This window comes from Enterobacter cloacae complex sp. 2022EL-00788 (genome assembly GCF_026627565.1).
Taxonomy (GTDB): domain Bacteria; phylum Pseudomonadota; class Gammaproteobacteria; order Enterobacterales; family Enterobacteriaceae; genus Enterobacter; species Enterobacter pasteurii.
On the sequence record NZ_JAPNMC010000003.1, the window covers coordinates 78,725 to 104,594 of the forward strand.

Annotated in this window: 22 protein-coding genes; 8 read left to right on the forward strand and 14 right to left on the reverse strand. The window is 56.8% G+C overall.

The window, feature by feature from the left end:
• Nucleotides 1–34: 34 nt before the first annotated feature.
• Together mdtQ and dusC are read right to left on the reverse strand one after the other, a co-directional pair.
• On the reverse strand, nt 35–1,453 hold the full coding sequence (mdtQ, locus tag OWK27_RS05200; protein ID WP_267589966.1) for a multidrug resistance outer membrane protein MdtQ: 1,419 nt from the start codon (nt 1,451–1,453) through the stop codon (nt 35–37).
• Between the two features lie 333 nt (nt 1,454–1,786).
• A complete protein-coding gene (gene dusC, locus OWK27_RS05205; protein ID WP_267589967.1) occupies nt 1,787–2,722 on the reverse strand; it encodes a tRNA dihydrouridine(16) synthase DusC in 936 nt (311 codons plus the stop codon).
• A gap of 168 nt (nt 2,723–2,890) precedes the next feature.
• Here dusC and OWK27_RS05210 point away from each other — a divergent pair, with 168 nt between their 5' ends.
• The 4 genes from OWK27_RS05210 (at nt 2,891) to sanA (ending at nt 5,835) form a co-directional block, all read left to right on the forward strand.
• Nucleotides 2,891–3,289 (forward strand): CidA/LrgA family protein, encoded by a 399-nt coding sequence (locus OWK27_RS05210; protein WP_148419844.1) that lies wholly within the window; start codon nt 2,891–2,893, stop codon nt 3,287–3,289.
• The gene (locus OWK27_RS05215) at nt 3,286–3,981 is read left to right on the forward strand and encodes a CidB/LrgB family autolysis modulator (protein WP_148419845.1); all 696 of its coding nucleotides are present in this window, start codon (nt 3,286–3,288) and stop codon (nt 3,979–3,981) included. Before OWK27_RS05210 ends, OWK27_RS05215 begins: the two co-directional genes overlap by 4 nt.
• Before the next feature lie 128 nt (nt 3,982–4,109).
• Nucleotides 4,110–4,994 (forward strand): cytidine deaminase, encoded by an 885-nt coding sequence (cdd, locus tag OWK27_RS05220; protein ID WP_267589968.1) that lies wholly within the window; start codon nt 4,110–4,112, stop codon nt 4,992–4,994.
• A 127-nt stretch (nt 4,995–5,121) separates the two neighbouring features.
• Nucleotides 5,122–5,835 (forward strand): outer membrane permeability protein SanA, encoded by a 714-nt coding sequence (sanA, locus tag OWK27_RS05225; RefSeq protein WP_176609890.1) that lies wholly within the window; start codon nt 5,122–5,124, stop codon nt 5,833–5,835.
• 36 nt (nt 5,836–5,871) lie between these two features.
• Here sanA and mglC read toward each other — a convergent pair whose 3' ends face one another.
• The 7 genes from mglC to OWK27_RS05260 form a co-directional block, all read right to left on the reverse strand.
• Nucleotides 5,872–6,882: a galactose/methyl galactoside ABC transporter permease MglC gene (mglC, locus tag OWK27_RS05230; protein WP_176609889.1), complete on the reverse strand. Its 1,011-nt coding sequence runs from the start codon at nt 6,880–6,882 to the stop codon at nt 5,872–5,874.
• A 15-nt stretch (nt 6,883–6,897) separates the two neighbouring features.
• Entirely contained in the window at nt 6,898–8,418 is a 1,521-nt protein-coding gene (mglA, locus tag OWK27_RS05235) for a galactose/methyl galactoside ABC transporter ATP-binding protein MglA (RefSeq protein ID WP_148419847.1), read from the reverse strand.
• A 79-nt stretch (nt 8,419–8,497) separates the two neighbouring features.
• The gene (mglB, locus tag OWK27_RS05240; RefSeq protein WP_148419848.1) at nt 8,498–9,496 is read right to left on the reverse strand and encodes a galactose/glucose ABC transporter substrate-binding protein MglB; all 999 of its coding nucleotides are present in this window, start codon (nt 9,494–9,496) and stop codon (nt 8,498–8,500) included.
• 295 nt (nt 9,497–9,791) lie between these two features.
• A complete protein-coding gene (gene galS / locus OWK27_RS05245) occupies nt 9,792–10,814 on the reverse strand; it encodes an HTH-type transcriptional regulator GalS (protein WP_176609887.1) in 1,023 nt (340 codons plus the stop codon).
• Between the two features lie 155 nt (nt 10,815–10,969).
• Entirely contained in the window at nt 10,970–12,127 is a 1,158-nt protein-coding gene (gene yeiB, locus OWK27_RS05250) for a DUF418 domain-containing protein YeiB (protein WP_267589969.1), read from the reverse strand.
• Nucleotides 12,128–12,145: 18 nt separating this feature from the next.
• On the reverse strand, nt 12,146–12,814 hold the full coding sequence (gene folE / locus OWK27_RS05255; protein WP_148419851.1) for a GTP cyclohydrolase I FolE: 669 nt from the start codon (nt 12,812–12,814) through the stop codon (nt 12,146–12,148).
• 102 nt (nt 12,815–12,916) lie between these two features.
• A complete protein-coding gene (locus tag OWK27_RS05260; RefSeq protein ID WP_176609885.1) occupies nt 12,917–14,065 on the reverse strand; it encodes a YbfB/YjiJ family MFS transporter in 1,149 nt (382 codons plus the stop codon).
• Nucleotides 14,066–14,202: 137 nt separating this feature from the next.
• Between OWK27_RS05260 and fghA the strand changes: the two genes are divergently transcribed.
• Nucleotides 14,203–15,030: an S-formylglutathione hydrolase gene (fghA, locus tag OWK27_RS05265; protein WP_267589970.1), complete on the forward strand. Its 828-nt coding sequence runs from the start codon at nt 14,203–14,205 to the stop codon at nt 15,028–15,030.
• A 265-nt stretch (nt 15,031–15,295) separates the two neighbouring features.
• A complete protein-coding gene (locus OWK27_RS05270; RefSeq protein WP_267589971.1) occupies nt 15,296–17,281 on the forward strand; it encodes a ligand-gated channel protein in 1,986 nt (661 codons plus the stop codon).
• Between the two features lie 54 nt (nt 17,282–17,335).
• Here OWK27_RS05270 and OWK27_RS05275 read toward each other — a convergent pair whose 3' ends face one another.
• Nucleotides 17,336–18,805 (reverse strand): amino acid permease, encoded by a 1,470-nt coding sequence (locus tag OWK27_RS05275; protein WP_252004426.1) that lies wholly within the window; start codon nt 18,803–18,805, stop codon nt 17,336–17,338.
• 223 nt (nt 18,806–19,028) lie between these two features.
• Nucleotides 19,029–19,895, reverse strand: a complete 867-nt coding sequence (yieE, locus tag OWK27_RS05280; protein ID WP_148419856.1) for a DNA-binding transcriptional regulator YeiE — start codon at nt 19,893–19,895, stop codon at nt 19,029–19,031.
• Between the two features lie 97 nt (nt 19,896–19,992).
• Here yieE and OWK27_RS05285 point away from each other — a divergent pair, with 97 nt between their 5' ends.
• The gene (locus OWK27_RS05285; protein ID WP_267589972.1) at nt 19,993–21,039 is read left to right on the forward strand and encodes a YeiH family protein; all 1,047 of its coding nucleotides are present in this window, start codon (nt 19,993–19,995) and stop codon (nt 21,037–21,039) included.
• 64 nt (nt 21,040–21,103) lie between these two features.
• Nucleotides 21,104–21,961: a deoxyribonuclease IV gene (nfo, locus tag OWK27_RS05290; protein WP_148419858.1), complete on the forward strand. Its 858-nt coding sequence runs from the start codon at nt 21,104–21,106 to the stop codon at nt 21,959–21,961.
• Between the two features lie 48 nt (nt 21,962–22,009).
• Here the strand turns inward: nfo and fruA are convergent, their stop codons facing one another.
• Genes fruA through fruB form a run of 3 tightly spaced genes read right to left on the reverse strand, consistent with a single transcriptional unit; the run spans nt 22,010 to nt 25,780 of the window.
• Nucleotides 22,010–23,695 (reverse strand): PTS fructose transporter subunit IIBC, encoded by a 1,686-nt coding sequence (gene fruA, locus OWK27_RS05295; RefSeq protein ID WP_242172108.1) that lies wholly within the window; start codon nt 23,693–23,695, stop codon nt 22,010–22,012.
• Between the two features lie 16 nt (nt 23,696–23,711).
• Nucleotides 23,712–24,650 carry a 1-phosphofructokinase gene (gene fruK, locus OWK27_RS05300; protein WP_148419860.1) on the reverse strand — a complete coding sequence of 313 codons (939 nt, stop codon included), beginning with the start codon at nt 24,648–24,650 and terminating at the stop codon, nt 23,712–23,714.
• Nucleotides 24,650–25,780, reverse strand: a complete 1,131-nt coding sequence (fruB, locus tag OWK27_RS05305) for a fused PTS fructose transporter subunit IIA/HPr protein (protein ID WP_267589973.1) — start codon at nt 25,778–25,780, stop codon at nt 24,650–24,652. Before fruB ends, fruK begins: the two co-directional genes overlap by 1 nt.
• Nucleotides 25,781–25,870: the final 90 nt, after the last annotated feature.

Consider the following 25,870-nt stretch of genomic DNA (forward strand, 5'->3'; position numbering starts at 1 on the left):
TCTGTAAAGAGGTAAGTATAGATAACGCGCGATTTTAGCCGTGATGATATCCGCCACCCAGCGCGGAGGTCAGCTGGAGCGTGGCATCCACGTACTGGCCTTTCAGCATCAGGCCGGAAATACGCTCCCTGAGCGCCGGGATTTTTGCCTCGCTCACCCGCGCACCGGCAATGATACCCGCGCTGAAGCGCGCCTGCGCCAGCGCAACGACTCGCGCCGCGTCTTTTTCGATCTGCTGCTGGTGCTGATTTTTGGCGGTCAGCGTTTCCACTTCGCTGGCCGTGCGGGCGACCTGGTTAACGGCGTCCACCACGGCCTTGTTGTAGTTCGCCACGGAGAGGTTGTTCTGCGCCTGAGCGATATCCAGGTTCGCATTCAGGCGACCGCTGTCAAAGATCGGCAGCGTCAGCCCCGCGGTCACGCCCATCTGCTGCGCGGACGAGCGGAACAGATCGCTCAGGTGCAGCGCATCCTGCTGTAAGAAGGCCATCAGATTAACGTCGGGGTAGAACGCGGCCTTCGCGGCATCCACTTCGCTCATGGACGCTTCGATATACCAGTGGGCTTCCTGAAGGTCCGGCCGGCGGGCCAGCAGCTCGTAGCCGAGCGTAGACGGCAGCGTTGCCTCTACCGCGGGCAGTGGGCGTTTGGCCAGGCTAACGGAAGGCGTGTTGGTCAACGCGTTCAGGCGCGCTTCAATAACCCTCATTTTACCCTTCACGTCAGCTAGCTGCTCGTCGGTTTTACCGGCATTGATGTCGGTTTCAACGCCCTCCACCGAGGAGGTAATGCCGTGCTGATAGAGTTCACGGTCGGCACCGATGATATTTTCCTGCTCCCGTTTAATCTGGGCGAGCACATCCCCCACGGCGGCCTCGGTCTGCCAGTCCCAGTACAGGCGCGCGACGCTGCTGGCAAGCAGCTGGCGGGTTTGCTCCAGCTCCGCTTTTTGCGCATTCACCTTACCGATGCGGGCCTCAATCCGGGCGCGATTTTTACCCCACAGATCCAGATCCCAGCCCGCCGTCAGGCCAAAGGTCCCGTTGGTGTACCACGGACCGGTAGTTCCCGCGGCGGGGTCAGTCAGGGCAAACGGCCCCATCAGCCCCTCAGCCGACATTTTTTGCCGCTCCACGTCTGCGGAAAAATCCATCTGCGGGCCATCCGCAGCGATAGCGGCCTTCGCCTGCGCTTCCGCCAGCGTGATGCGCTGCCGGGCAATTTGCATATCCGGCGCATCGGCTATCGCTTTGGCGATCAGCGAACTGAGCTGCGGATCGTTATAGTCTTTCCACCATTCGCTTTTCGGCCAGTCGGCATGGCGCAGCGGGCTATTCACCGACGCGGCCGCCGTTTGCGCCTTTACTGGCGACACCGTCGCATGTTCCGGCGCGCAGGCGGCCAGGATTAAAACAAGGGGAGCACTCAGAGATAAAATAAGAAAACGTTTCATTACGCCATGCACTCAAAAAAATAAAGGCGCAACTTACGCTTGATGGCGCAGCGTTTTTTAGTAACGCGTGGCAATCCGTACATTGTCATACATTTTTATATTCGGAAATTTATATCCTTAAAAAATGTATTAATTACATGTATTCATACCAATTATGAATTGGCTGCTACACTTATTCACGACAGACATACGCAGGAGAAGCGAATGAAAATACTATTGTGGGTTATTTTGATTATATTTCTGATAGGGCTGCTGGTAGTAACCGGCGTATTCAAGATGATTTTCTGATTCTGTCGCCCGGCGTCCTGCCGGGCGAGTACAGTAACGCTTTGCTTAATGCTTCGACTGGATCACCCGCGCAATATCTGCCGAGGTTTGCAGCGTCCGGATCTCCTGAAATAACCCCAGCGCTTCGCCGTACTCTTTACGCAAATAGCTCAGCCACTGTTTAATGCGCGCGACGTGGTACAGCCCGGTATCGCCCTGCTTCTCCAGCCGCGTGTATTTTTGCAACAGCTTCACCACGTCAGCCCACGGCATGCGCGGCTCGTTATATTTCACCACCCGGCTGAGGTTTGGCACGTTAAGCGCGCCGCGGCCGATCATCAACGCATCACAGCCGGTCTCCTTCAGGCAGGCCTGCGCGCTCTCGTAATCCCAGATTTCACCGTTGGCGATAACCGGGATGGCAAGCCGCTTGCGGATCTCGCCTATGGCCTGCCAGTTGATGCGCTCGGCTTTATAGCCGTCCTCTTTGGTGCGTCCGTGAACCACCAGCTCGGTTGCCCCGGCCTGCTGCACCGCGTCAGCAATTTCAAATTGCTTATCGCCACTGTCCCACCCAAGACGTACCTTAACCGTGACCGGCAGATGCGACGGCACCGCCTCACGCATGGCCTTTGCGCCGCGATAAATCAGCTCAGGATCCTTGAGCAGTGTCGCCCCGCCGCCGCTGCCGTTCACCAGCTTTGACGGACAGCCGCAGTTAAGGTCAACCCCGTAAGAGCCAAGCGCCACCGCGCGGGCGGCGTTTTCCGCCAGCCACTCGGGATACTGGCCGAGCAGCTGGATGCGCACCAGCGTTCCGGAAGGGGTACGGCTCTGGCGGTGCAGCTCAGGGCAGAGGCGATAAAATGATTTTTCTGGCAGCAGCATATCGACCACGCGCAAGAACTCCGTCACGCAAAGATCGTAATCGTTCACCTCGGTTAGCAGCTCGCGCACGAGCGAGTCGAGCACGCCTTCCATCGGGGCCAGTAAAACACGCATTCTGAGTACCTGTGAAAAAAGACGCGCTATAGTAGCTGCTCTCTATGTATGTTGAAAGCCCGGCGTTCCATTGCGGAATGTCTGGCATGCGCAAAATTCATGATGTGATCCGTGGCACATTTTCAGGTTTAATTGTATGATGAATACGTCTCAGCAAGGACTTTCACCATGAGCAAATCACTGAATACTATCTGGCAATATCTTCGCGCCTTCGTCCTGATTTATGCCTGTCTGTACGCCGGCATTTTTATCGCCTCGCTGCTGCCCATCGTCATCCCCGGCAGCATTATCGGCATGCTGATCCTGTTTGTGCTGCTGGCATTACAGGTCCTGCCTGCGCAATGGGTCAACCCGGGATGCTTCGTGCTTATTCGCTATATGGCCCTGCTCTTTGTGCCTATCGGCGTTGGGGTAATGCAGTATTACGATGTGCTTAAAGCGCAGTTCGGCCCGATTGTTGTCTCCTGCGCCATCAGCACGCTGGTGGTGTTCCTGGTGGTGAGCTGGAGCTCGCATCTGGTGCACGGTGAACGTCGCGTGGTCGGGCAGAAAGGAGCTAAAAAATGATGGCCAATATCTGGTGGTCCCTGCCGTTAACGCTGGCGGTGTTCTTCGCCGCGCGTAAGCTTGCGGTTCGTTTCAAAATGCCGTTGCTTAACCCGCTGCTGGTTGCCATGGTGGTAATTATTCCTTTCCTGCTGCTTACCGGCATTCCCTACGAGCGTTACTTCGCCGGGAGCAAGATCCTCAACGATTTATTGCAGCCTGCCGTGGTGGCGCTGGCGTTTCCTTTATATGAGCAACTGCATCAGATCCGCGCTCGCTGGAAGTCGATTATCACAATCTGCTTCGTGGGAAGCCTGGTGGCGATGATCACCGGCACCTCAGTGGCCTTGCTGATGGGCGCGTCACCGCAGATTGCCGCCTCTATCCTGCCTAAATCCGTCACCACGCCAATTGCCATGGCCGTGGGCGGCAGCATTGGCGGCATCCCGGCCATCAGCGCCGTGTGCGTAATATTTGTCGGTATTCTGGGCGCGGTGTTTGGCCACACGCTGCTGAACATCATGAAAATTCGTACCAAAGCGGCGCGCGGTCTGGCGATGGGCACCGCTTCGCACGCGCTGGGCACCGCACGCTGCGCGGAGCTGGACTACCAGGAAGGGGCGTTCAGCTCGCTGGCGCTGGTGATCTGCGGGATTATTACCTCCCTGGTCGCGCCGTTTATTTTCCCGGTTATTCTGGCGGTAATGGGCTAAAATTTGCGATGCGTCGCGCAAATTTCATTTTCATTTCATAAGTTGCACAAAGAATGAGATTTGGATCACATATAAAGGCCGAACGGCTCCGTACACTACCGATCCATTAACCTTGATGAGGCAACGTCATGCATCCACGTTTTCAAGCTGCTTTCTCTCAGCTTGCAGAGAATTTGCAATCAGCCCTGGCTCCGGTTCTGGCGGATGCGCATTTCCCCGCCCTGCTGACGGCAGAACAGGTCTCGACGCTTAAGCAGGCGACGGGGCTGGACGAAGACGCGCTGGCTTTCGCCCTGCTGCCGCTGGCCGCTGCCTGCGCCCGCGCTGACCTTTCCCATTTTAACGTAGGTGCAATCGCGCGCGGCGTGAGTGGAACCTGGTACTTCGGTGGGAACATGGAGTTTCTCGGCGCCACCATGCAGCAAACCGTTCACGCGGAGCAGAGCGCCATCAGCCACGCCTGGCTGCGCGGTGAAAAAGCGCTGAGCGCCATCACCGTCAACTATACCCCCTGTGGCCACTGCCGCCAGTTTATGAACGAGCTGAACAGCGGTCTGGAGCTGCGCATCAACCTGCCGGGACGCGCGCCGCATACGCTGGGCGATTATCTGCCTGACGCTTTTGGCCCGAAAGATCTTGAGATCAAAACCCTGCTGATGGACGAGCAGAACCACGGTTTTGCGCTGACGGGGGATGCGCTCAGCGAGGCAGCCATTGCAGCCGCCAATAAAAGCCACACGCCGTACAGCAAATCCCCAAGCGGCGTCGCCCTTCAGTGCCGCGACAGGCGCATCTTCACCGGTAGCTATGCAGAGAACGCCGCGTTTAACCCGACGCTGCCCCCGCTGCAGGGTGCACTGAACCTGCTCAGCCTGAACGGGTACGACTACCCGGATATTCAGCGCGCCATTCTGGCTGAAAAAGCCGATGCACCGCTGATCCAGTGGGACGCCACCGCGGCCACGCTGAAAGCGCTGGGCTGTTCAACCATCGACCGCGTCCTGCTCGCTTAATCACGTCGGCGGGCCTAAATGCCCGCCCGTCTGACGAAAAACCCCTCAGTTGATTCGCTGTTTCTTGCGCTAACCAGGCGGGTACAGTAGCCTGAGGGAAATTTCATCATCGGTACGAGCCATCTGCATGTTAAAGCGCGTGTTTTACAGCCTGTCTGTCCTGGTCGGCATACTGCTGTTGATCGTGCTGGGCCTCGACCGCTGGATGAGCTGGAAAACAGCTCCCTACATCTTCGATGACCTTCAGGACCTCCCCTACCGCCAGGTGGGCGTGGTGCTCGGTACCGCCAAGTATTATCGCACCGGCGTTATTAATCAGTACTACCGCTACCGTATTCAGGGCGCGCTCAACGCCTATAACAGCGGCAAGGTGAACTATCTGCTGCTGAGCGGCGATAACGCGCTGCAAAGCTATAACGAGCCGGTGACGATGCGCAAAGATCTGATTGCCGCAGGCGTCGACCCGGCCGACATCGTGCTCGACTACGCCGGGTTCCGCACGCTGGACTCCATCGTGCGCACCCGCAAGGTGTTCGACACCAATGACTTCATCATTATCACCCAACGCTTCCACTGCGAGCGGGCGCTGTTTATCGCGCTGCACATGGGCATTCAGGCTCAGTGCTACGCCGTGCCGTCGCCAAAAGATATGCTGAGCGTACGCGTGCGCGAGTTTGGCGCCCGCTTCGGCGCCCTGGCTGACCTGTACCTGTTCAAGCGCGAGCCGCGCTTTTTAGGCCCACTGGTGCCGATCCCGGCGATGCATGAAGTACCGGAAAATGCGCAGGGTTACCCGGCGGTAACGCCGGAGCAGCTGCTGGAAATGCAGAAGAAAAAATAAACCCGCCATGCGGCGGGTTCAGGGTTATCGATTGGCTTATTTCTTACGCGCGTACTTCAGTGAATCCAGCGCAACCGCGAAGATGATAATCGCGCCCTTGATGATGTACTGCCAGTAAGGGTTCACGCCGATATAGGTCAGGCCGTAGTTAATCACGGTGAAGATGATCACACCGGTCACCACGCCCAGCACGGTGCCTACGCCGCCGCTGAAGGAGACGCCGCCAACCACGCAGGCCGCAATCGCATCCAGTTCGTACATAAAGCCGAGGTTGTTGGTGGCAGAGCCGATGCGGCCCGCTTCCAGCAGCCCGCCGAAGGCGTAGAACACGCCGGACAGGGCATAAATCATCAGCAGGTTCAGGGCCACGTTAACGCCGGAGACCTTCGCCGCTTCCGGGTTACCGCCGATGGCGAAGATGTTTTTACCGAAGCGGGTTTTGTTCCACAGGATCCAGACGAACGCCACCGCAATCAGCGCATAGAAGGTGATATAGGAGAGCCGGAAGCTGCCCAGCGCCACAAACCCCTGCGTGAAGGTGGAGAAACCGCTGTCGAAGCCGGAGATGGGGGACGCGCCGACGAAATCGTAGTACAGGGAGTTGATACCGTAAACGATGATCATCGTGCCCAGCGTGGTGATAAATGGCGTCACGTTCAGGTAAGCGATGATGATGCCGTTAATCAGGCCAATCACCGCGCCGATGGCGCAGACGATCAGGATCACCACAAAAATCGGCATGGTTGCCATCTCCGGGAACACCTTGTTGGCGTTTTCCATCGACTGCAGCAGGGTTGCCGCAATAACCGCCGCCAGACCCACCTGGCGTCCTGCCGAAAGGTCAGTCCCCTGGGTAACGATAAGCCCCGCCACGCCGAGCGCGATAATAATACGTACGGAAGACTGGGTCAGAATGTTACTCAGGTTCAGCAGGCTTAAGAACGTAGGGTCCTGGAAAATAATAATTGCCAGCAATACTAAAAGAACAACGTAAATACCGCCTTCTTTCAGATAAGTGAGAAAACTTTTTTTATTTAACGCACTCATGAGGAGCCCCTGATCTTAAAGGTGCAAAGACGCAAGACGCAAAATTTCGTTTTGCGTTGTCGTTTTGGTGTCAACAATACCGGCAACGAGACCATTGCTCATAACCAGAATACGATCTGTGATCCCTAACAGTTCCGGCATTTCGGAAGAGATAATAATGATCCCTTTATCTTTTTTAGCCAGCTCTGCTATCAGCTGGTAAATCTCAAACTTTGCCCCGACGTCGATACCGCGCGTGGGTTCATCCAGCATCAGAATTTCAGGCTGCGTTAATAACCAGCGACCGATAATCACCTTCTGCTGGTTCCCTCCTGAGAGTGAGCCAATTTGCGTACGGTGGCCCGGCGTTTTCACGCGCATGGAGTCAATGACCCACTGGGTATCACTCTTCATGCGGGAATTATCCAGCAGACCGATTTTGCTTTTGTAGTTACGGATATTCGAAATTAACGAGTTAAAGTTAATATCGAGGTAGGCATAAATACCGGTTGAACGACGTTCTTCCGTCACCAGCGCAAAACCGTGGTTAATGGCTTCGTTCGCGTTGTGGTTATTGATTTTCTTGCCGTGCAGCGTAATGGTGCCGCCGGATTTTTCACGGATCCCGAACAGGGTTTCCACGATATCGGTACGCTTAGCGCCCACCAGCCCCGCGATACCCAGGATCTCGCCTTTGTGCAGGTCGAAAGAGACGTCACGTATGGACGGCTGACGCAGCGAGGTAAGGTTTCGCACCTCCAGAATCACTTCGCCCGGCTTGTTTTCTTTGTCCGGGAAGCGCTGGTTCAGGGAACGGCCAACCATCATGGCGATGATCTTGTCCATATCCAGCCCTTCCAGCGGCTGCGTGGCAATCCACTGGCCGTCGCGCAGGATGGTGATTTCATCGCACAGCTGGAAAATTTCTTCCATTTTATGTGAGATATAGACGATGCCGCAGCCGCGATCCTTCAGCTTGCGAATAATGGTAAAAAGGTGGTTAACCTCTTTTTCCGTTAATGACGATGTCGGCTCATCCATGATCACGATTTTCGCATCATAGGAGAACGCTTTGGCAATTTCGATCATCTGCATCTGGGATACGGATAATGTCCCCACGCGCGCGCGCGGATCGATATCAATATCCAGCTCGTCAAAAATGGCTTTAGTATCGCGATACATTTTGTCCTGATCGACAAAAACGCCTTTGGTTGGATAACGACCCAACCACATGTTATCCATTACTGAACGTTGCAGAACCAGGTTTAACTCCTGGTGTACCATCGAGATGCCGTTTTCCAGCGCTTCTTTCGCTGAGTGGAAATCGATCTCTTTTCCCTGAAAAAGAATGCTGCCAGAATCTTTTTGATAGATCCCAAAAAGACATTTTAATAACGTTGATTTACCCGCACCGTTTTCACCCATTAACGCATGAATAGAGTGAGGACGCACTTTTAAATTAACATTATCGAGTGCCTTAACGCCGGGGAATGACTTATTAACGCCGGTCATTTCCAACAAGTATTCACCGGACGACTGAGTAGCTGTGCTGACCATAATTATACCTTGTTGGCCTCGCATATCGCGTTATAAAAGGGCGCAACGAATTGCGCCCAGTGAAGATAAAACGAAGATCTTATTTACCGATAAACTCAGCCAGGTTGGACTGGTCTACGCCCACGTAAGGAACGCGAACGATTTTGTTTTCAATTTTCCAGCTGGTGCCGTCAGCAGCGCCTTTACCGTCAGCGAGGTTTTTCGCTAGGTCGAAGGTGGCTTTCGCCTGATTGTTAGCATCGTTCAGCACGGTACCGGCCATGGCGCCAGATTTCACCAGCGCCAGCGCTTCTGGCAGCGCATCTACGCCAAACACGGGAACGGCGGATTTATTGTGCGCTTTCAGCGCTTCTACTGCGCCCATTGCCATCGCATCGTTGTTTGCGATAACCACTTCAATTTTGTTAGCGTTCGGACCAGAGAGCCACGCATCCATCTTATCTTTCGCCTGAGCGGTGTCCCACATTGCGGTGTCTAACGCCAGCTGCTGGGTTTTCAGGCCTTTGTCGTTCAGCTCTTTGATAACGTAAGTGGTACGTGCTTCAGCATCCGGGTGGCCCGGCTCGCCTTTCAGCAGCACAAACTGAATCTGCCCATCTTTGTTCAGATCCCAGTTCGGGTTCGCCGCCCAGTGTTTCGCAATCAGATCGCCCTGGATAATACCGGACTCTTTGGAGTCAGTACCCACGTAGTACGCTTTGTCGTAGCTATCCAGCGCCTTACGGGAAGGTTCTTTGTTGAAGAAGACAATTGGCACGTTCTGGCCGCGCGCTTTCTCGATAACCGTGCCCGCCGCCGCCGGGTCAACCAGGTTGATGGCCAGCGCCTTCACGCCTTTTGCCAGCAGAACGTCAATCTGATCGTTCTGTTTGGACTGGTCGTTCTGGGAGTCATTCATCAGCAGCTGCACGTCTGGCGCCGCTTTAGCATCTTTTTCAATTGCTTTACGCACAACAGACATGAAGTTGTCGTCGTATTTATAGATAGTTACGCCAATACGGGTATCCGCTGCGTGCGCTGCTGCGCCAAAAAGCATGCTTGCCATGACAGCAGACAGAGTCAACACCTTCTTATTCATGGTATCTCCGGTTTTTTTTATGCAGGGTAGTTCTTGTGAAAAACGGTCGGCGGGCAGATGTTAATAAAACGTTACTGATCGCCGAAGTTCACTTATAAAATGTCCAGCTTCCGTGTTCGGTAACGCTCCAGAAATGCGTTTTATTCGTTGTTTGAGGCATGGTGGTAACGGTAAAAGCGAATAATCACCGTTACATTATGTTTCAGCCCCTAAAACGCTGACATCATAGACAGCGGCTTGTTAAGATACTGTGAATTTACTCACAGATTGAAAACGGTTACATCACCTGATGTTATCAGTTAGTGATCGGAGCCACAGTTTGCCGAACCGCGACCGAATGACGCCGCACTAAAGTCGGCATAAAACAATGCGTTGCGTCAGGATCCAGCAGCCCTGCCGCCCCCTGCAGCGCCAGCTCCGTCGCCAGTTTCGCCATCGACGCAATGGGGTAACGCACCGTCGTCAGCTGCGGATCGGTGTAACGGGCAATCGGGATATCGTCGAAGCCGATCAGCGATAAATGCTGCGGCACCGCAATGCCGTTGTCCTTCAGCGCGGTAAGCGCCCCTGCCGCCATGCTGTCGTTGTAGGCGAACACTGCCGACAGCTGAAGATTACGTCCCAGCAGCTCAACCATTGCCGCTTCACCGCCCTGCATATCCGGCGAACCGGTTCCTACCCAGCTCTCCAGCGGCACAATGCCCTGCTTTTTGAGGGCGTTTTGCCAGCCCTGGCGGCGCATCATGTCGTCTTCAATGCCGTGGCTGGAAGCCAGATAGCCAATACGCTGATGGCCGTTGCTGATGAGCATCCGCGTCGCCATCATTGCGCCGCTGATGTTATCCAGACCAACGCAGCGGTGCGCATAGCCGGGCACGATGCGGTTAATGAGCACCATGCCGGGGATCTGCTCCATAAACCCGGCAAGCTCCTCATCGCTCAGGGCTTTTGAGTGTACGATCAGGGCGTTGCAGCGCTGGCGGATCAGCACCTCAATGGCATAACGCTCTTTTTCCGCCTCGTGGTAGCTGTTGCCAATCAGCACATACTTCTGGTGCTGCTGGGCGACAACGTCCACCGCCTTAACCAGCGCGCCAAAGAAGGCGTCCGACACATCCATCACCACCACGCCAATGGTATCGCTGACCTGCGTGGCCAGCGCCTGAGCATTGGCGTTTGGCCGGTACCCCAGCTGGGTCACGGCTTTCATTACGGTTTCACGCGTTTCAGGGCTGACCAGCGCGCTGTTGTTCAGCACGCGGGAGACGGTAGCAACAGAAACACCCGCCAGGCGGGCGACGTCACGAATGGTGATCATATTCACCACCCTTTAAGGAATTGCAGCAACTCACAGACACCCCCTGTGTTTAGCAAGGTGGCTATTCTGGCAGCGAGAGAAAGGAGACTACGTGAAGAAGCTCACACAGATGAAAACGCTTACATCCGTTTTGTTAATGATTGTGATCCAGATCGTTATCTGGATGTATTACGTAATGATACACCCGACGCACGCGCGGTTAACTGCCGCCACGCCCACTCCAGCGGGCCCTGACGGAAATAGCGCAGCCAGATGACGGAAAACATCACGTTAACAATCCAGACCGGAATAACAAACGCCAGCAGCGTCAGGCGGTCGAATTTCATAAACAGGCCGAATCGATAGAATAGCGTGGTGCATATCAGGGTTTGCAGAAGGTAATTGCTTAACGCCATCCGCCCAACGCAGGCCACCGCGCTGACGATCCACAGGCGAGAAAGCTGCGGCCAGAAGCCGTAGATCAGCGCCGCATAGCCAACGGTCTGGAACGGTGCGCTCAGCTCTCGCGGGACCTGGAGCAGGAACGCGCACCAGCGGTAATCCCACTGAAGATGCCACTGTACGATCGTCGCCGGAAGGTTAATCATCACGCCGAGCAGCACCAGGCCCGCGCCTGTGAGACGATAGTGACGCAGGCTAAACTCCCCTTTCAGCCAGCCGGTGCGCATCAGGGAGGCGCCAATCAGCATCATTCCCGCCAGCTGCCAGCCGTATTGCGCGCCCAGCGCCAGCAGGTTATCGCCGAGCATATCGGCCCGGTTGCCGATGGCTTCCGCGCCGCCTTTCAGCTTCCAGTACTGCTCATATTGCAGGTTCGCCGCGTCCGGGGTCCATGACCGGCTGGTGGAACCATCCGCAATCATGCCCAGCAGCAGCAGCACGGCCAGCCCCATGACGTAGAGCATCACCCCGTTGTTGAACAGGCTTTTTACGCCGGGCGCGTCGCGGATCAGCCGCCAGCAAATAAGGCCCACCAGGCCATAAGCCAGCAGAATATCGCCGTCCCAGAAAAGGAGTCCGTGAATAAAGCCGAGGATGACCAGCAGCGTTAAGCGCGACTGGATCCAGCGCGTGCCGCGCCTGAGGAGAAGCTGAAGCCCCGCGCCAAAGAGAAGCGCAAAGAGGGTAAGGAATTTAACCTGGGCAAAGAGATCGAGGAGGGCCCACGTCCAGGCATCGCTGCGCGTGATGTCGCCATACCACGCCGGATTGAGATACGCCGCCTTCGGCAGACCGAAGGCGTTAATATTCAGCAGCAGGATACCGAGAATGGCGACGCCGCGAACAAAATCGAGCGTGACGTTTCGCTCCATGGTCCCTGCCCTGTCTGCTTAGTTGTGGTGACGCACGGCGCGCAGGAACTCCTGGCGGGTGTTCTGGCTCGACTTAAACAGACCGCCCAGCGAGGTGGTGGTGGTCGCGCTGGTGGCATCACGTACGCCGCGGGCCTTCACGCAGTAGTGTACCGCGTCGATGGACACCGCCACGTTGTTGGTACCCAGCAGGGTTTGCAGCGCGGTCAGGATCTGCTGCGTCAGACGCTCCTGCACCTGCGGACGCTGGGCAAAGAACTGCACGATGCGGTTGATTTTGGACAGGCCGATCACCGTATCTTTAGGAATATAGGCCACCGTCGCTTTGCCATCGATCGTCACGAAGTGATGTTCACAGGTGCTGGTCAGCGTGATATCGCGCACCGTCACCATCTCATCAACCTTCATCTTGTTTTCAATGACGGTAATTTTCGGGAAGTTCGCGTAGTCCAGGCCGGAGAAAATTTCGTCGACGTACATTTTTGCAATGCGGTGCGGCGTCTCCATCAGGCTGTCGTCGCTCAGATCGAGATTCAGCAGTTGCATGATCTCCGTCATGTGATCGGCGATCAGACTCTTGCGGGTTTCATTGTCCAGTTCCTGCACGGGCGGGCGCAGTGGCGTTTCAAGACCGCGCGCAACCAGCGCTTCATGGACAAGGGCTGCTTCTTTACTGAGTGATGGCATTCTTTTCTCCTGCAGGTGTGGCGTCTTTTGCCCTCGTTGTGGCAAAAGTGTGCGCTCATTGTGCGTGAGGCGACGCACATAATCCAGTATTCACGACGATAATTATTGCAATTGCTGTTGCCTTTCAGCGTGACGATTCCAGACAAGGCCGCCAGCAACAAAGAGCGCGATACCGGCCAGCCCAAGCGCAGGCTCCAGCCGGTGGGTAAGCCAGGTCGACAGGGCCGAGGTGACCGGACCGATCAGCTGACCGATGGCATACCCGGTGGTGAGCAGTCCCGCCATGTAGCGCGTGTGGTCTGGCGCCAGCTCGCGCCCGTATAAAAGGGAGAGCTGTACGGCGCAGAGGAAACCGCCGCCCACCAGCAGCCCGCCCGTCAGCAAACCGCCAATGCCCGGCAGGAGCCATGCCGCCAGCACGCCAACGCCCTGTAGCCACAGGACAATCGCCAGCCTGCGGTTGGACGTCGAGGTATGGCGCAGGATGATGCTGAGGGCAATTCCCACCACCGAGGCGGCGCCAAAAATCGGCCAGACAAACTGGGCAAACAGGCTGCCGGGAAAGCGCACGGTCGCCATTTGCGACAGGAAGGTCGCCGGGAGGATATAGCCAAACCCCGCCAGGCTGTAGCTCCAGACCAGGCGCTTTAAATCTGCGGTCAGCAGCAGCGGTTCAGGTGCGGAACCCGGACGATGAAGCTGACCCGCACGCGGCAGATACCGGGCCACCAGCGCAATCAGCACCAGCGCCAGCACGCCGTAAATTTGCCATGCCGCTCCGGCGGACAGGGATTTCGCCTGAATATAGACCGCCAGCAGGCCGCTCAGGGCAATACCGGCACCGGGACCGGCAAAGACGGCCGCACTCAGCCCCGGCTTGCCCAGCTGCCCCAGCCGCTCGTTGGTCCAGGCGGCAATCAGCACCATCGACCAGCCGCTCATGCAGCCAATCACAAAGCGCAGCAGGCCGTGAACGATGGCGTTATCTGCCGCCGCGGAGAGCAGCGTCAGCGCCACCGCGCCGCCAATGCCCAGCCAGAGACGCGTTTCAACGAAGCGATGGGCGCGCATGGCATCCCACGCGCCTACCAGATAGCCCAGATAGTTCATCGCCGCGACCAGCCCCGCGCTGGTGAGCGTGAGTTGCCCGGCGGCAATCATCAGCGGCACCTGAGGCGTGAAGGCGAAGCGCCCTATCCCCATCGCCACGACCAGAACCACAAATCCGCTGAGCGCGATACGCAGCGCCATGATCGCTCCAAATGTTAAAGAAAAGTAAAATCATGATGCAACATCTCGCCGTCCTGCGAAAGTGAAAGTTGCTCACAGGTCAATGAAAACTCTGTATTATGAGTTTCATGAATAGTCTTCCGTATAAGGAGCCCTGCATGGAACTGCTCGAAGAGCATCGTTGTTTTGAAGGTCGACAGCAGCGCTGGCGGCACGACTCCACCGTCCTGAACTGCGCCATGACGTTCAGCATTTTCCTCCCACCGACGGAAAATCCACCGGTTCTGTTCTGGCTTTCAGGCCTGACCTGCAATGACGAAAACTTCACCACTAAAGCGGGAGCCCAGCGTATTGCCGCTGAGCTGGGCATCGCGCTGGTGATGCCAGACACCAGCCCGCGAGGGGATGATGTGGCGGACGATGCCGCGTACGATTTAGGCAAAGGCGCCGGATTCTATCTGAACGCCACCGAGCAGCCGTGGGCGAGCCACTACCGCATGTATGATTATGTCCGTGATGAACTACCTGCACTGATTCAGTCAGAATTCGCGGTGAGCGAGCGCTGCGCGATTAGCGGTCACTCCATGGGCGGCCACGGCGCGCTGATAATGGCGCTGAAAAATCCGGGTAAGTACGCGAGCGTGTCGGCATTTGCGCCCATCGTGAACCCAACGCAGGTACCGTGGGGGCAAAAAGCCTTTACGGCCTATCTGGGGGAAGATGTACAAAAATGGCAGGAATGGGACAGCTGCGCGCTGATGCTGGCAAGCCGGACGGAAGACGCGATTCCGATGCTTATCGATCAGGGTGATGCGGATCAGTTCCTCGCCGGGCAGCTACAGCCTGCGGTGCTGGCCGAAGCGGCGCGTCAGAAAGACTGGCCGCTGACGCTGCGCATCCAGCCGGGATACGACCACAGCTATTACTTTATGGCGTCCTTTATTGAGGACCATCTCCGCTTCCATGCGGAGCATTTGTTCAGGTAAGTTCGGCCTTTTGCCCGGTAGACTCCTGTATACCGGGCCTATCCCCTCCCCCTCATTTACATAATCCTATCCGCTTGAAACCAGACCGGTTTTTTTTATTTACATCAAACACAAATGATTTCAATTATCATTTGTGTTTACAATTCTACATTCTTTTGTACAATTCCAGGCTCTTCTCCATCTCAAAGAGTTCTTAAAAGACAAAAACATACAGTTCTCAGGGTTATCCCGATGGAGTTTTATTCTTTTTATATGGAATGTACAAATGACAATACTCCGCGTTAAGCTCCTGGCCGTCGCCGTTGGCGCTGCCACATTTACCCCCTTCGTTCACGCAGCCGATCAGGACACCGTTGTCGTCACCGCGACGGGTTTTGAACAAAAGATCCAGAATGCCCCCGCCTCCATCTCTGTTATTTCGAAACAGCAGATTGAAGATAAAGCCTACCGTGATGTTACCGATGCCCTGAGAGACGTCCCGGGCGTTGTCGTCACTGGCGGCGGGAGTAGCAGTGATATCAGCATTCGCGGTATGGCATCTCAGTACACCTTGTTTCTGGTGAACGGCAAACGCGTCAGTACGCGAAGCACCCGCCCAAACAGCGATAACTCGGGTATTGAACAAGGCTGGCTGCCGCCACTGGAGTCCATAGAGCGCATCGAGGTCATCCGCGGCCCGATGTCCTCGCTTTACGGCTCTGATGCTATGGGTGGTGTCATCAACGTTTTTACCAAAAAAGTCTCGAACACCAAAGCCTGGACCGGTTCTTTGCATGGCGATGCAACCTTCCAGGAAAACCATGATTCCGGCGACATCTTCCAGACCAACGCCTACGCTTCAGGTCCTCTGATTGACGGCCTGCTGGGCGCAAAAGTGACGGGGCTTTTGTCACGCCGCGCCGAAGATAAGATAGTGAACGGGTATAACGAGCAGAAAATGCGTAACGGTGGCATTACGCTGAACTTTACGCCGGACGAGAAGAACGATTTCGATCTTGATTTTGCTCGTGAGCTTCAGGACAGAAACAGCACGCCAGGCATGTCGAAAGCGGCTGAAACCTGCCGGGGAACGACCTGTAAGCCAAATACCAAAAGCGACTCGCGCTATGAGCATACAACTTACTCCTTAACCCACAGCGGGTATTACGACGACTTCAATTCCACCAGCTATATCCAGCAGGAAGAGACCAATAACCCAGGTCGCAAAATGCGCTCGTATAACACCACCTTCAACAACCAGAACCAGATTTTCCTCGGCGATCATACCCTGACCCTCGGCGGGCAGTATCGGTATGAGAAACTGCGCGACAAGGGCAATCAGCTGGAAGCTGCGGACGGCCTGAACAAACTGACGCGCTGGAGCTGGGCCCTGTTTGCCGAAGATGAATGGTCAATGACGGAAAGCTTTACGTTGACCGGTGGCCTGCGTATGGACAAAGACCAAAACTACGGGACGAACTGGACGCCGCGCGGTTACGGCGTATGGCACCTGGCCGAACAGTGGACGCTGAAAGGCGGGGTTTCGGCTGGCTATCGGGCGCCGGATCTGCGTCAGTCTTCCGCCAGCTGGGGCCAGGTAACGGGTGGCGGCCGTCTTGACGGTATCATCGTTGGCAACCCGGATCTGAAACCAGAGAAGAGCCTGAGCGAAGAGCTCGCCCTGCTCTGGGATAACAACGATAACCTGAATGCCGGCGTGACGCTGTTTAATACCGACTTCAAGGACAAGATTACGGAAGTTCGCCGCTGTAACAGCAGCGCCGATCCCGCCTGTACGATTGGCGATCACAGCTATGATTTCGTGAGCGACCGCGTCAACGTGGACAAAGCCAACATGCGCGGCGTGGAGTCCTCCTTCGGCTGGAAAATCTCGCGCGATGTGAACTGGACCGCAAACTATACCTATACCGAATCCGAGCAGAAGAGCGGTCAGTTCTCCGGCAAGCCGCTGAACAAGATGCCTAAGCACATGTTCAACACCACCCTGGACTGGCAGGCGACGCCCGACGTCGGTTTCTGGAGCCGTCTGAACCTTCGCGGTAAAACGTCCGAGTATCTGAGCCGTACGTCAATGTCCCAGGGCACGCCGTCCTACACTCAGGTTGATGTCGGTCTGCGCTACAACGCGAATAAAAACCTGCTTGTTACCGCCGGTGTGTATAACGTGCTTGATAAGCAGATTGATTACGATACGTATGACACCGTGCTTGACGGGCGACGCTATACGGTTGGCATGACCTACAGCTTCTGATCTGCCCATAAAAAAGCCCGCTCAAATGAGCGGGCTTAAAGAGAGGAAGTGCGTTTAGCGTTTAAATCGTTCCGGGAAATCCATTTCACTGTAGCGAACGAAGCGGGTTCCTTTCGTCAGCTTGTAGCCAAACCAGATAATCAGGAACAGCGGAATACCGATATAGGTGGCCGTCACGGCGCCCCAGTCGATGGTGTCCGCAAGGAAGGCTTCGTAGTTCTGGCCCAGGGTGATGATCAGGCACAGAACGAAGGCAAAAATCGGCCCCAGCGGGAAGAACCCTGAACGGTACGGCAGGTTGTTCAGATCGTGGCCCTGCTTGACGTAGCCGCGGCGGAAACGATAGTGGCTGATGGCAATGCCCAGCCAGGCGATGAAGCCCGTCATACCGGAGGTATTGAGCAGCCACAGGTACACCGTCTGGTTGCCGAACATGGAGGTCAGGAAGCACAGACCGGCAATCACCGTGGTCGCGTACAGCGCGTTGCGCGGCACGCCGCCGCGGGACAGTTTCGAGAAAATACGCGGCGCTTTGCCGTCGCAGGCCAGGGTATAGAGCATACGGGTGGACGCGTACATGCCGGAGTTACCCGCAGACAGCACCGCCGTCAGGATCACCGCGTTCATTACCGCCGCCGCAGAGAGCAGCCCCGCGTGCTGGAAGACCAGCGTGAACGGGCTGACGCTAATGTCCTTCACGTCGTTACGCAGCAGGCTTGGATCGGTGTACGGAATGATCAGGCTGATAATCAGGATCGCGAATACGTAGAACAGCAGGATACGCCAGAACACCTGACGCACCGCGCGAGGAATGTTCTTCTCCGGGTTTTCAGATTCACCGGCCGCAATGCCAATCAGCTCGGTGCCCTGGAAGGAGAAGCCGACAATCATCGCCACGCCAATCATCGCCGAGAAGCCTCCGGCAAACGGCGCATCGCCTATGCTCCAGTTGCTCCACCCGGCCGGTTCAGCCCCTTTGAAAATACCAACGATCATCGCCACACCGACGACGATAAAGATGATGACGGTTGCCACTTTAATCAAAGAGAACCAGTATTCCGCTTCGCCAAAGCCGCGAACGGAGATGTAGTTCAGCAGGAAAATCACCGCAAGGAACAGCGCACTCCAGATCCAGCCCGGCGTGTCCGGGAACCACCAGGTCATCACCAGCTGTGCGGCGACCAGATCCACGGCGATAGTCACCGCCCAGTTGTACCAGTAGTTCCAGCCCAGCGCGAAGCCGAAGCCTTCTTCAACGTATTTCTGACCGTAGGTCGAAAACGAACCCGATACCGGCATATAGGCTGCCAGTTCGCCCAGGCTGGTCATCAGGAAGTACACCATCAGGCCAATCAGGATATAAGAGAATAGTGCCCCACCCGGGCCTGCTGCCGAAATCGTTGCGCCAGAGGCAACGAAAAGACCTGTACCGATAGATCCGCCAATGGCGATCATCGTCAGGTGACGCGCCTTAAGTGCGCGACGTAGCGCGGGCGCTTCTGTGGTTTTAGTTTCTGAAACCATGTGAAAATGCTGTCCATTCAATAAATGAGGCGCGATTGTAGCAGACGATCCGCGTTCCTTCCGGCAGAAATGCTCAGTTATAAGAGAGCTTCATGACTCGGCCAGGATTATAAGTAAAGCATAAATAGGGTCTATCCCCTCACCCTAACCCTCTCCCCAAAGGGGAGAGGGGACTTAAAACACCCTCTCCCCTTTGGGGAGAGGGCCAGGGTGAGGGGCGATTTTACATCTCGCAGTAGCGCAGAAAACGCTGCAGCGAACTGGAAAGGTGCTTTTGGCGATGGTGGATGCACCATAATGTGCGCACCAGCTTCGGCAGCGGAACGGGGATCTCAACCAGCGATCCGGTTTCCAGCTGCTCGGCAATCACCCGTCGGGAAAGACAGCTAATGCCCAGACCATGGCGTACGGCGTGCTTAATCGCCTCTGAATTGCCCAGCTCCATGCCCAGCTGGAAATGAGGCAGGTGCGAGAGCAGCAGATAATCGACAATCTCACGCGTGCCGGATCCCTGCTCTCGCAGGATCCACTGGGCCTGCGCCAGCCGCTCCAGCGTGACCTCGCCCTGCAGTAGAGAAGAGGCCGGAGACGCAAACACCACCAGCTCGTCTTCCAGCCAGGGTTCGGCGATGATATCGACGTTGTGGCATGGCCCTTCGATAAGCCCGATATCCACGCGGAAATCAATCACCGCGTTGATGACATCCTGGCTGTTGCCCACGCTCATCTCCAGCGGCAGGGTCGGGAAATCCCGGCGGTAGCGGGCGATCACTTCCGGCAGAATATAGTTACCGATCGTGCTGCTGGCGTACACGCGGATCGCACCGTTGTCCTCGCGGAACAGCTGTTCGATTTCGACGGCCTGCTCCAGCAACGCCAGCGCGCGCGGGTAGAGCAGTCGGCCATGTTCGTTCACCACCAGCCGCTTCCCTACCCTGTCGAACAGCTGGACGCCCAGCTGGCCTTCAAGATCGGTTAAGGCCGCGCTGACGGCAGACTGCGAGAGCGCCAGCATTTGTGACGCCTGGGTCGTCGAGCCGCTCTTCAGCACTTCGGCAAAAACTTCCAGCTGACGCAATGTAATGTGCATGGTTGCTTACCACTTATAAAGATTGATTATAAATATATAATCAATTTTATTTTTAAGCCAGAGCGCCGTAACCTTTAGCCAGACAAAGGAGAAGGTTATGTCAGAAATCACCTTACAACATCATCGTATAGTGTGGCACTTCGTGCCGGGTCTTGCGCTCAGCGCCGTGGTTACCGGTGTCGCCTTATGGGGCGGCAGCATTCCGGCGGTGGCCGGTGCAGGGTTCAGCGCCTTAACGCTGGCCATTCTGCTCGGCATGGTCGTCGGGAATACCGTTTATCCGCACATCTGGAAATCCTGTGACGGGGGCGTTATTTTCGCCAAACAGCATTTATTGCGTCTCGGGATCATCCTTTACGGCTTTCGCCTCACCTTTTCGCAGATTGCGGATGTGGGCGTCAGCGGGATTGCCATCGACGTCCTGACCCTTACGAGCACCTTTTTACTGGCGTGCTTCATCGGCCAGAAGATCTTTGGGCTCGACAAACAAACCAGCTGGCTGATTGGTGCTGGCAGCAGCATCTGCGGCGCGGCCGCGGTGCTGGCGACGGAGCCGGTGGTTAAGGCCGAGGCCAGTAAAGTCACGGTGGCCGTCGCGACGGTAGTCATCTTCGGTACGCTGGCGATCTTCCTCTATCCGGCCATGTACCCGCTGGTGGCGCACTGGTTCAGCCCGGAAACCTACGGCATCTATATCGGTTCAACCATGCATGAAGTGGCGCAGGTGGTAGCGGCAGGTCACGCCATCAGTCCGGATGCGGAAAACGCGGCGGTCATCGCTAAAATGCTGCGCGTAATGATGCTGGCACCGTTCCTGATTTTCCTGGCGGCGCGGGTTAAACAGCTGGCGCCGGCGGGCGGCAACGAGAAAAGTAAAATCACCATTCCATGGTTTGCGATCCTGTTCATCGTGGTTGCCATCTTTAACTCCTTCCACCTGCTGCCCAAGGCGGTGGTGGATATGCTGGTCACGCTGGATACGGTACTGCTGGCCATGGCGATGGCGGCGCTGGGCGTAACCACGCACGTGAGCGCCCTGAAAAAAGCCGGTGCGAAGCCGCTGCTGATGGCGCTGGTGCTCTTCATCTGGCTGATTGTGGGCGGCGGCGCGATTAACCTCGCCGTACACAGCCTGCTGGCATAAACCATCTCGTCCTTCTCCTGTTAACCCGTTATCATAGGCGTTTCGGGTTAACAGGAGTCTTTTTATGAAATATGTTGGAGCGCACGTTAGCGCTGCCGGTGGCCTTGCGAATGCCGCCATTCGTGCCGCCGAAATCGAGGCGACCGCCTTCGCCCTGTTCACCAAAAATCAGCGCCAGTGGCGCGCTGCTCCCCTCACCGCTGAAGTGATTGATAGCTTCAGGGCCGCCTGCGAGAAGTACCGCTATGGGCCAGGCCAGATCCTCCCGCACGACAGCTATCTGATTAACCTCGGCCACCCGGTTGCTGAGGCGCTGGAAAAATCCCGTGAAGCGTTCCTGGATGAGGTACAGCGCTGCGAGCAGCTGGGCCTGACGCTGCTCAACTTCCATCCGGGTAGCCATCTGATGCAGATCGATGAAGACGCCTGCCTGGCGCGCATTGCCGAGTCCATTAACATAACGCTGGATAAAACCAAAGGCGTGACGGCGGTGATTGAAAACACCGCCGGTCAGGGCAGCAACCTGGGCTTCAGGTTCGAACATCTGGCGGCGATCATCGACGGCGTGGAAGACAAATCCCGCGTGGGCGTGTGCATTGATACCTGCCACGCGTTTGCGGCAGGCTATGACCTGCGCACGACCGAGGCAACGAAGAACACCTTCGACGAGTTCGAGCGGATTGTTGGCTTTAACTACCTGCGCGGCATGCACTTAAACGATGCGAAAAGCGCTTTCGGCAGCCGCGTTGACCGCCACCACAGCCTGGGCGAAGGCAATATTGGCCACGATGCGTTCCGCTTTATTATGCAGGACGCCCGCTTCGACGGCATTCCGATGGTGCTGGAAACCATCAACCCGGATATCTGGGCGGAAGAAATTGCCTGGCTGAAAGCGCAGCAGACCGCTGAACAGGCGGCATAAAAAAAGCCGGGCGCGTAATGCGACCCGGCTTTTTTATTGCGTTAACGCTTATGCCGCTTTGGCGACCGCTTCCGCTTCCGGGCGCTTCAGCACCGCGTAAGACAGGCCCGCCACCAGCGTACCGACAACAATCGCCAGCAGGTAACCCAGCACCGGAGTGATTGCGCCTGGGATCAGCAGAACGAACAGACCGCCGTGCGGCGCCATCAGCTTCGCACCCACCGCCATAGAGATGGCGCCCGTTACCGCACCGCCTACGATACAGCAGGGCAGAACGCGCATTGGGTCACGCGCCGCAAACGGGATTGCGCCTTCGGTAATGAAGCACAGGCCCAGCACCAGCGCCGCTTTCCCACCTTCCTGCTGCGCTTTATCGAACTTACGACGGGCAATAATCGTCGCCAGGCCGAGCGCCAGCGGTGGCACCATGCCTGCCGCCATGATCGCCGCCATCGGCGCATAGGTCTGGGTACTCAGCAGGCCAACGCCAAACGCGTATGCCGCTTTGTTTACCGGACCACCCATGTCGGTACACATCATACCGCCGAGGATAGCGCCCAGCAGAACCGCGTTCGCCGTCCCCATGGTTTGCAGCCAGTGGGTCAGGCCTTCCAGAATGCCCGCGACCGGCTTACCGATCAGGTAAATCATTGCCAGACCGACCACCAGGCTGGAAATCAGCGGGATGATCAGGATCGGCTTCAGCGCTTCCATGCTCTGCGGCAGCTTCAGCTTCGAGCTAATCAGCTTCGCCACGTAGCCAGCCAGGAAACCGGCAATAATACCGCCAATAAAGCCTGAACCGGTGCTTACCGCCAGCATGCCGCCGATAAGACCCGGCGTCAGGCCCGGACGGTCGGCAATAGAGAAGGCGATAAAGCCAGCCAGTACCGGCACCATCAGCGCGAAGGCGGAGCCGCCGCCAATCTGCATTAACGCCGCCGCCAGCGTGCCCTGCTCCTTAAACGCTTCGATACCGAAGGCGAAGGAGAGCGCAATACACAGGCCGCCCGCTACCACCATCGGCAGCATATAGGAGACGCCGGTCAGCAGGTGACGATACGCGCCCGCAGACTCTTTTTTCCCTTCGGTCGGGGTTTTAGCCGCACCGGTTGCCTGATACGGTTTGGCTTCCGCCAGCGCCTTGTCAAATTCCTGCGCGGTTTTCTTCAGCGCCAGGCCGGTAGAGGTGCGATACATCGGCTTGCCGGCAAACTTCGCCAGATCCACTTCGATATCTGCCGCCACGATAACCAGATCGGCTTCAGCGACCTCTTCCGGCGTGATGGCGTTACCTGCGCCCACGGAGCCACGGGTTTCAACCTTCACCCACCAGCCGCGTTTTTTCGCTTCGGTTTCAATGGCCTCTGCCGCCATAAAGGTATGAGCCACGCCCGTCGGGCACGCCGTTACCGCGACGATGCGCTTCGGCCCGGTGGCCGCAACCGGCGCCGCCTCAACGGGTGCGCTGTAAACCGCGGCATGACCTTTTGCTTCGCTCAGAAACAGTTCAGGGTGTGCCACCGCGCGGTTAATATCGCCCAGCCACACTTTTTTGCCGTTCAGGGCGCTGTCGGCGGGGATTTTATCGCCCAGAACAATCGCCATTTCGGCATCACCCGGGTTATCAATGATATCCAGGTGCGCTTTTTGTGCCGCCGCGCCCAGCAGGGTCTTCGCCATATAGGCACGAGCCTGTCCGAGACCGGAGTCAATGATCAGCAGCGTTTTCATTATTCCTCTCCTGCTGTTAGTTAAACGGTTTTAAGTCAACGCGCGCCATCATCGCGGCTAACTGGGTACGATCGGTAATGCCGACGTTGCTCTGGCTTACGGCCAGGGCCGCAACGGCGGTAGCAAGACGTAAGGTATGTTCACTGGATTCCCGCATCAGCAGGCCATAAATCAGGCCGCCAACCATGGAATCCCCGGCACCCACGGTGCTGACCACTTCCATTGAAGGGGGTTTAGCAATCCATTCCCCGGAGGCGTTAACCCACAGGGCACCTTCTGCGCCAAGCGAAATCACCACGTGAGCGATACCCTGCTCGCGCAGCGCATGGGCAGCGTCAATCACATCCTTTAATTCTGGCAGCTTACGGCCAGCCCAGATCTCCAGCTCGCGGCGGTTAGGCTTAACCAGCCATGGAGAGGCTTTCAGTCCGGCGACCAGCGCATCGCGGCTGCTGTCGAAAATAATGCAAGGGCACTGGCTGCGCAGACGGGTCATCCAGTCGGTGAAGGCTTCCGGGCTGACGCCGGACGGAAGGCTGCCGCTGACGCACACCATGTCAAACTGTCCCAGCCAGCTCAGGGAATCGGCAACGAAGCGCTCCCAGTCAGACGGGGTAACCTCAAAGCCCGAGAAGTTCAGATCGGTCACTTCACCGTCTTTCTCGGTCAGCTTTACGTTGATACGGGTACGGCCCTGTACAACCTGAAAACGGTTAGCGATGCCCAGCTCGCTGAACAGCTGCTGAAAACCGTCCTGGTTGTCTTTACCGAGGAATCCGCCAACGGTGACGTCGATGCCGAGATCTTTCAGCACTTTCGCCACGTTAATTCCTTTCCCTGCGGCATGCAGGCCGGTGGTTCGCACCAGGTTAACTTCGCCACGCTCTATTTCCGGGCAGAAGCCCACCAGATCGTAGGCCGGATTCAGCGTAATGGTCGCAACACGTCTGCTCATTATGCGCCCTCCCCCAGACCGGCCGCGATGGCATCGCCAATCGCTTTCAGCGCCTGTTCAGCATCTGCTCCCTGCGCGGTGAAACGCAGGCGGTGTCCTTTCTTCACGCCCAGCGCGACGACTTTCATAAGGCTGCGCCCGTTGGCAGGCTTACCCGAACCATCCAGATTGGTCACGGTGATCTCGCTCTCAAATTGTTTAATGGTATTCACCAGCATGGTTCCCGGACGGGCATGCAGGCCGTGTTCGTTACGCACCACGTACTCTGCGCTCAGCAGGTCGTCCTTCAGCGCATCGTCGCTGGTCAACAGCGCCAGCACCGTTGCCGCGTCGGCGTTCAGCAGTTTTTCAGCTTTATTGTTCAGCAGCAGGTCACCCAGACGCTTCAGCACGGCAACCGGCTGGTCGTCGGTCATGGCGACGGTCACCAGCATTGCCGCACGCTCGCCGTCTGCGTCAAAGGCAGCAGCAGCGCGGCTGACGGCGATAGCGCTGCGCAGGTTGCCTTCAGCACTGTCGTTTAGCCAGATGCCCTGGCCCAGGTTCAGCGGCCTGTCGTTGATGGCGCGCGTGACGAAGACGGCATCAGCCGCGCCCGCCTCTTTCAGGCGCGCCGCATTCAGCGCCTGGAGGGTGACCAGATCGAAAGCGACGACGTCCAGCGTCAGGGTTTCATTGTCGAGCTTCAGCGCTTCGCTCTGCTTTTCGCCCATCAGCAGCGCGCGCAGCTCTTCAGCGGTGGTCGCGGATTTAAGCTGTTCAGCAACGGAGTCATCGCTCAGCACGTGGGTCAGCTGACGCAGCAGACCCAGGTGTTCGTCACCGCTGGCCGCGATGCCGATAGCCACGTAAGCCACCTGACCGTCTCCCCAGAGCACGCCCTGAGGGAACTGGAAAACCTGTACGCCGGTTTTCAGCACCTGGTCGCGGGTGTCCGTGGTGCCGTGCGGGATAGCAATGCCGTTGCCGAGGAAGGTGGAGGTCTGCTGCTCGCGCGCCAGCATGCCGTTGACGTAGCCGTCAGCCACGTTGCCAGCCTGCACGAGAGCAGCGGCGACCTGGCGAATAGCCTCTTCTTTATTCCCGGCCTGTTCGCCCGGGTGGATATCCTGAACAGATAACTGGAACATGGTTCTCCTCTCCTGCTGAAATTGAATCGTTTCAGCTTAACTGAGAAAATAGGCGCTAACCTGCTCCATCAGGACAAACAAGATAGCGCT

Bases quoted from the DNA above. Each gene is read 5' to 3' on its own strand.
- mdtQ (WP_267589966.1), bottom strand. From the start codon at position 1,453: ATGAAACGTTTTCTTATTTTATCTCTGAGTGCTCCCCTTGTTTTAATC.
- dusC (WP_267589967.1), bottom strand. From the start codon at position 2,722: ATGCGTGTTTTACTGGCCCCGATGGAAGGCGTGCTCGACTCGCTCGTG.
- OWK27_RS05210 (WP_148419844.1), top strand. From the start codon at position 2,891: ATGAGCAAATCACTGAATACTATCTGGCAATATCTTCGCGCCTTCGTC.
- OWK27_RS05215 (WP_148419845.1), top strand. From the start codon at position 3,286: ATGATGGCCAATATCTGGTGGTCCCTGCCGTTAACGCTGGCGGTGTTC.
- cdd (WP_267589968.1), top strand. From the start codon at position 4,110: ATGCATCCACGTTTTCAAGCTGCTTTCTCTCAGCTTGCAGAGAATTTG.
- sanA (WP_176609890.1), top strand. From the start codon at position 5,122: ATGTTAAAGCGCGTGTTTTACAGCCTGTCTGTCCTGGTCGGCATACTG.
- mglC (WP_176609889.1), bottom strand. From the start codon at position 6,882: ATGAGTGCGTTAAATAAAAAAAGTTTTCTCACTTATCTGAAAGAAGGC.
- mglA (WP_148419847.1), bottom strand. From the start codon at position 8,418: ATGGTCAGCACAGCTACTCAGTCGTCCGGTGAATACTTGTTGGAAATG.
- mglB (WP_148419848.1), bottom strand. From the start codon at position 9,496: ATGAATAAGAAGGTGTTGACTCTGTCTGCTGTCATGGCAAGCATGCTT.
- galS (WP_176609887.1), bottom strand. From the start codon at position 10,814: ATGATCACCATTCGTGACGTCGCCCGCCTGGCGGGTGTTTCTGTTGCT.
- yeiB (WP_267589969.1), bottom strand. From the start codon at position 12,127: ATGGAGCGAAACGTCACGCTCGATTTTGTTCGCGGCGTCGCCATTCTC.
- folE (WP_148419851.1), bottom strand. From the start codon at position 12,814: ATGCCATCACTCAGTAAAGAAGCAGCCCTTGTCCATGAAGCGCTGGTT.
- OWK27_RS05260 (WP_176609885.1), bottom strand. From the start codon at position 14,065: ATGGCGCTGCGTATCGCGCTCAGCGGATTTGTGGTTCTGGTCGTGGCG.
- fghA (WP_267589970.1), top strand. From the start codon at position 14,203: ATGGAACTGCTCGAAGAGCATCGTTGTTTTGAAGGTCGACAGCAGCGC.
- OWK27_RS05270 (WP_267589971.1), top strand. From the start codon at position 15,296: ATGACAATACTCCGCGTTAAGCTCCTGGCCGTCGCCGTTGGCGCTGCC.
- OWK27_RS05275 (WP_252004426.1), bottom strand. From the start codon at position 18,805: ATGGTTTCAGAAACTAAAACCACAGAAGCGCCCGCGCTACGTCGCGCA.
- yieE (WP_148419856.1), bottom strand. From the start codon at position 19,895: ATGCACATTACATTGCGTCAGCTGGAAGTTTTTGCCGAAGTGCTGAAG.
- OWK27_RS05285 (WP_267589972.1), top strand. From the start codon at position 19,993: ATGTCAGAAATCACCTTACAACATCATCGTATAGTGTGGCACTTCGTG.
- nfo (WP_148419858.1), top strand. From the start codon at position 21,104: ATGAAATATGTTGGAGCGCACGTTAGCGCTGCCGGTGGCCTTGCGAAT.
- fruA (WP_242172108.1), bottom strand. From the start codon at position 23,695: ATGAAAACGCTGCTGATCATTGACTCCGGTCTCGGACAGGCTCGTGCC.
- fruK (WP_148419860.1), bottom strand. From the start codon at position 24,650: ATGAGCAGACGTGTTGCGACCATTACGCTGAATCCGGCCTACGATCTG.
- fruB (WP_267589973.1), bottom strand. From the start codon at position 25,780: ATGTTCCAGTTATCTGTTCAGGATATCCACCCGGGCGAACAGGCCGGG.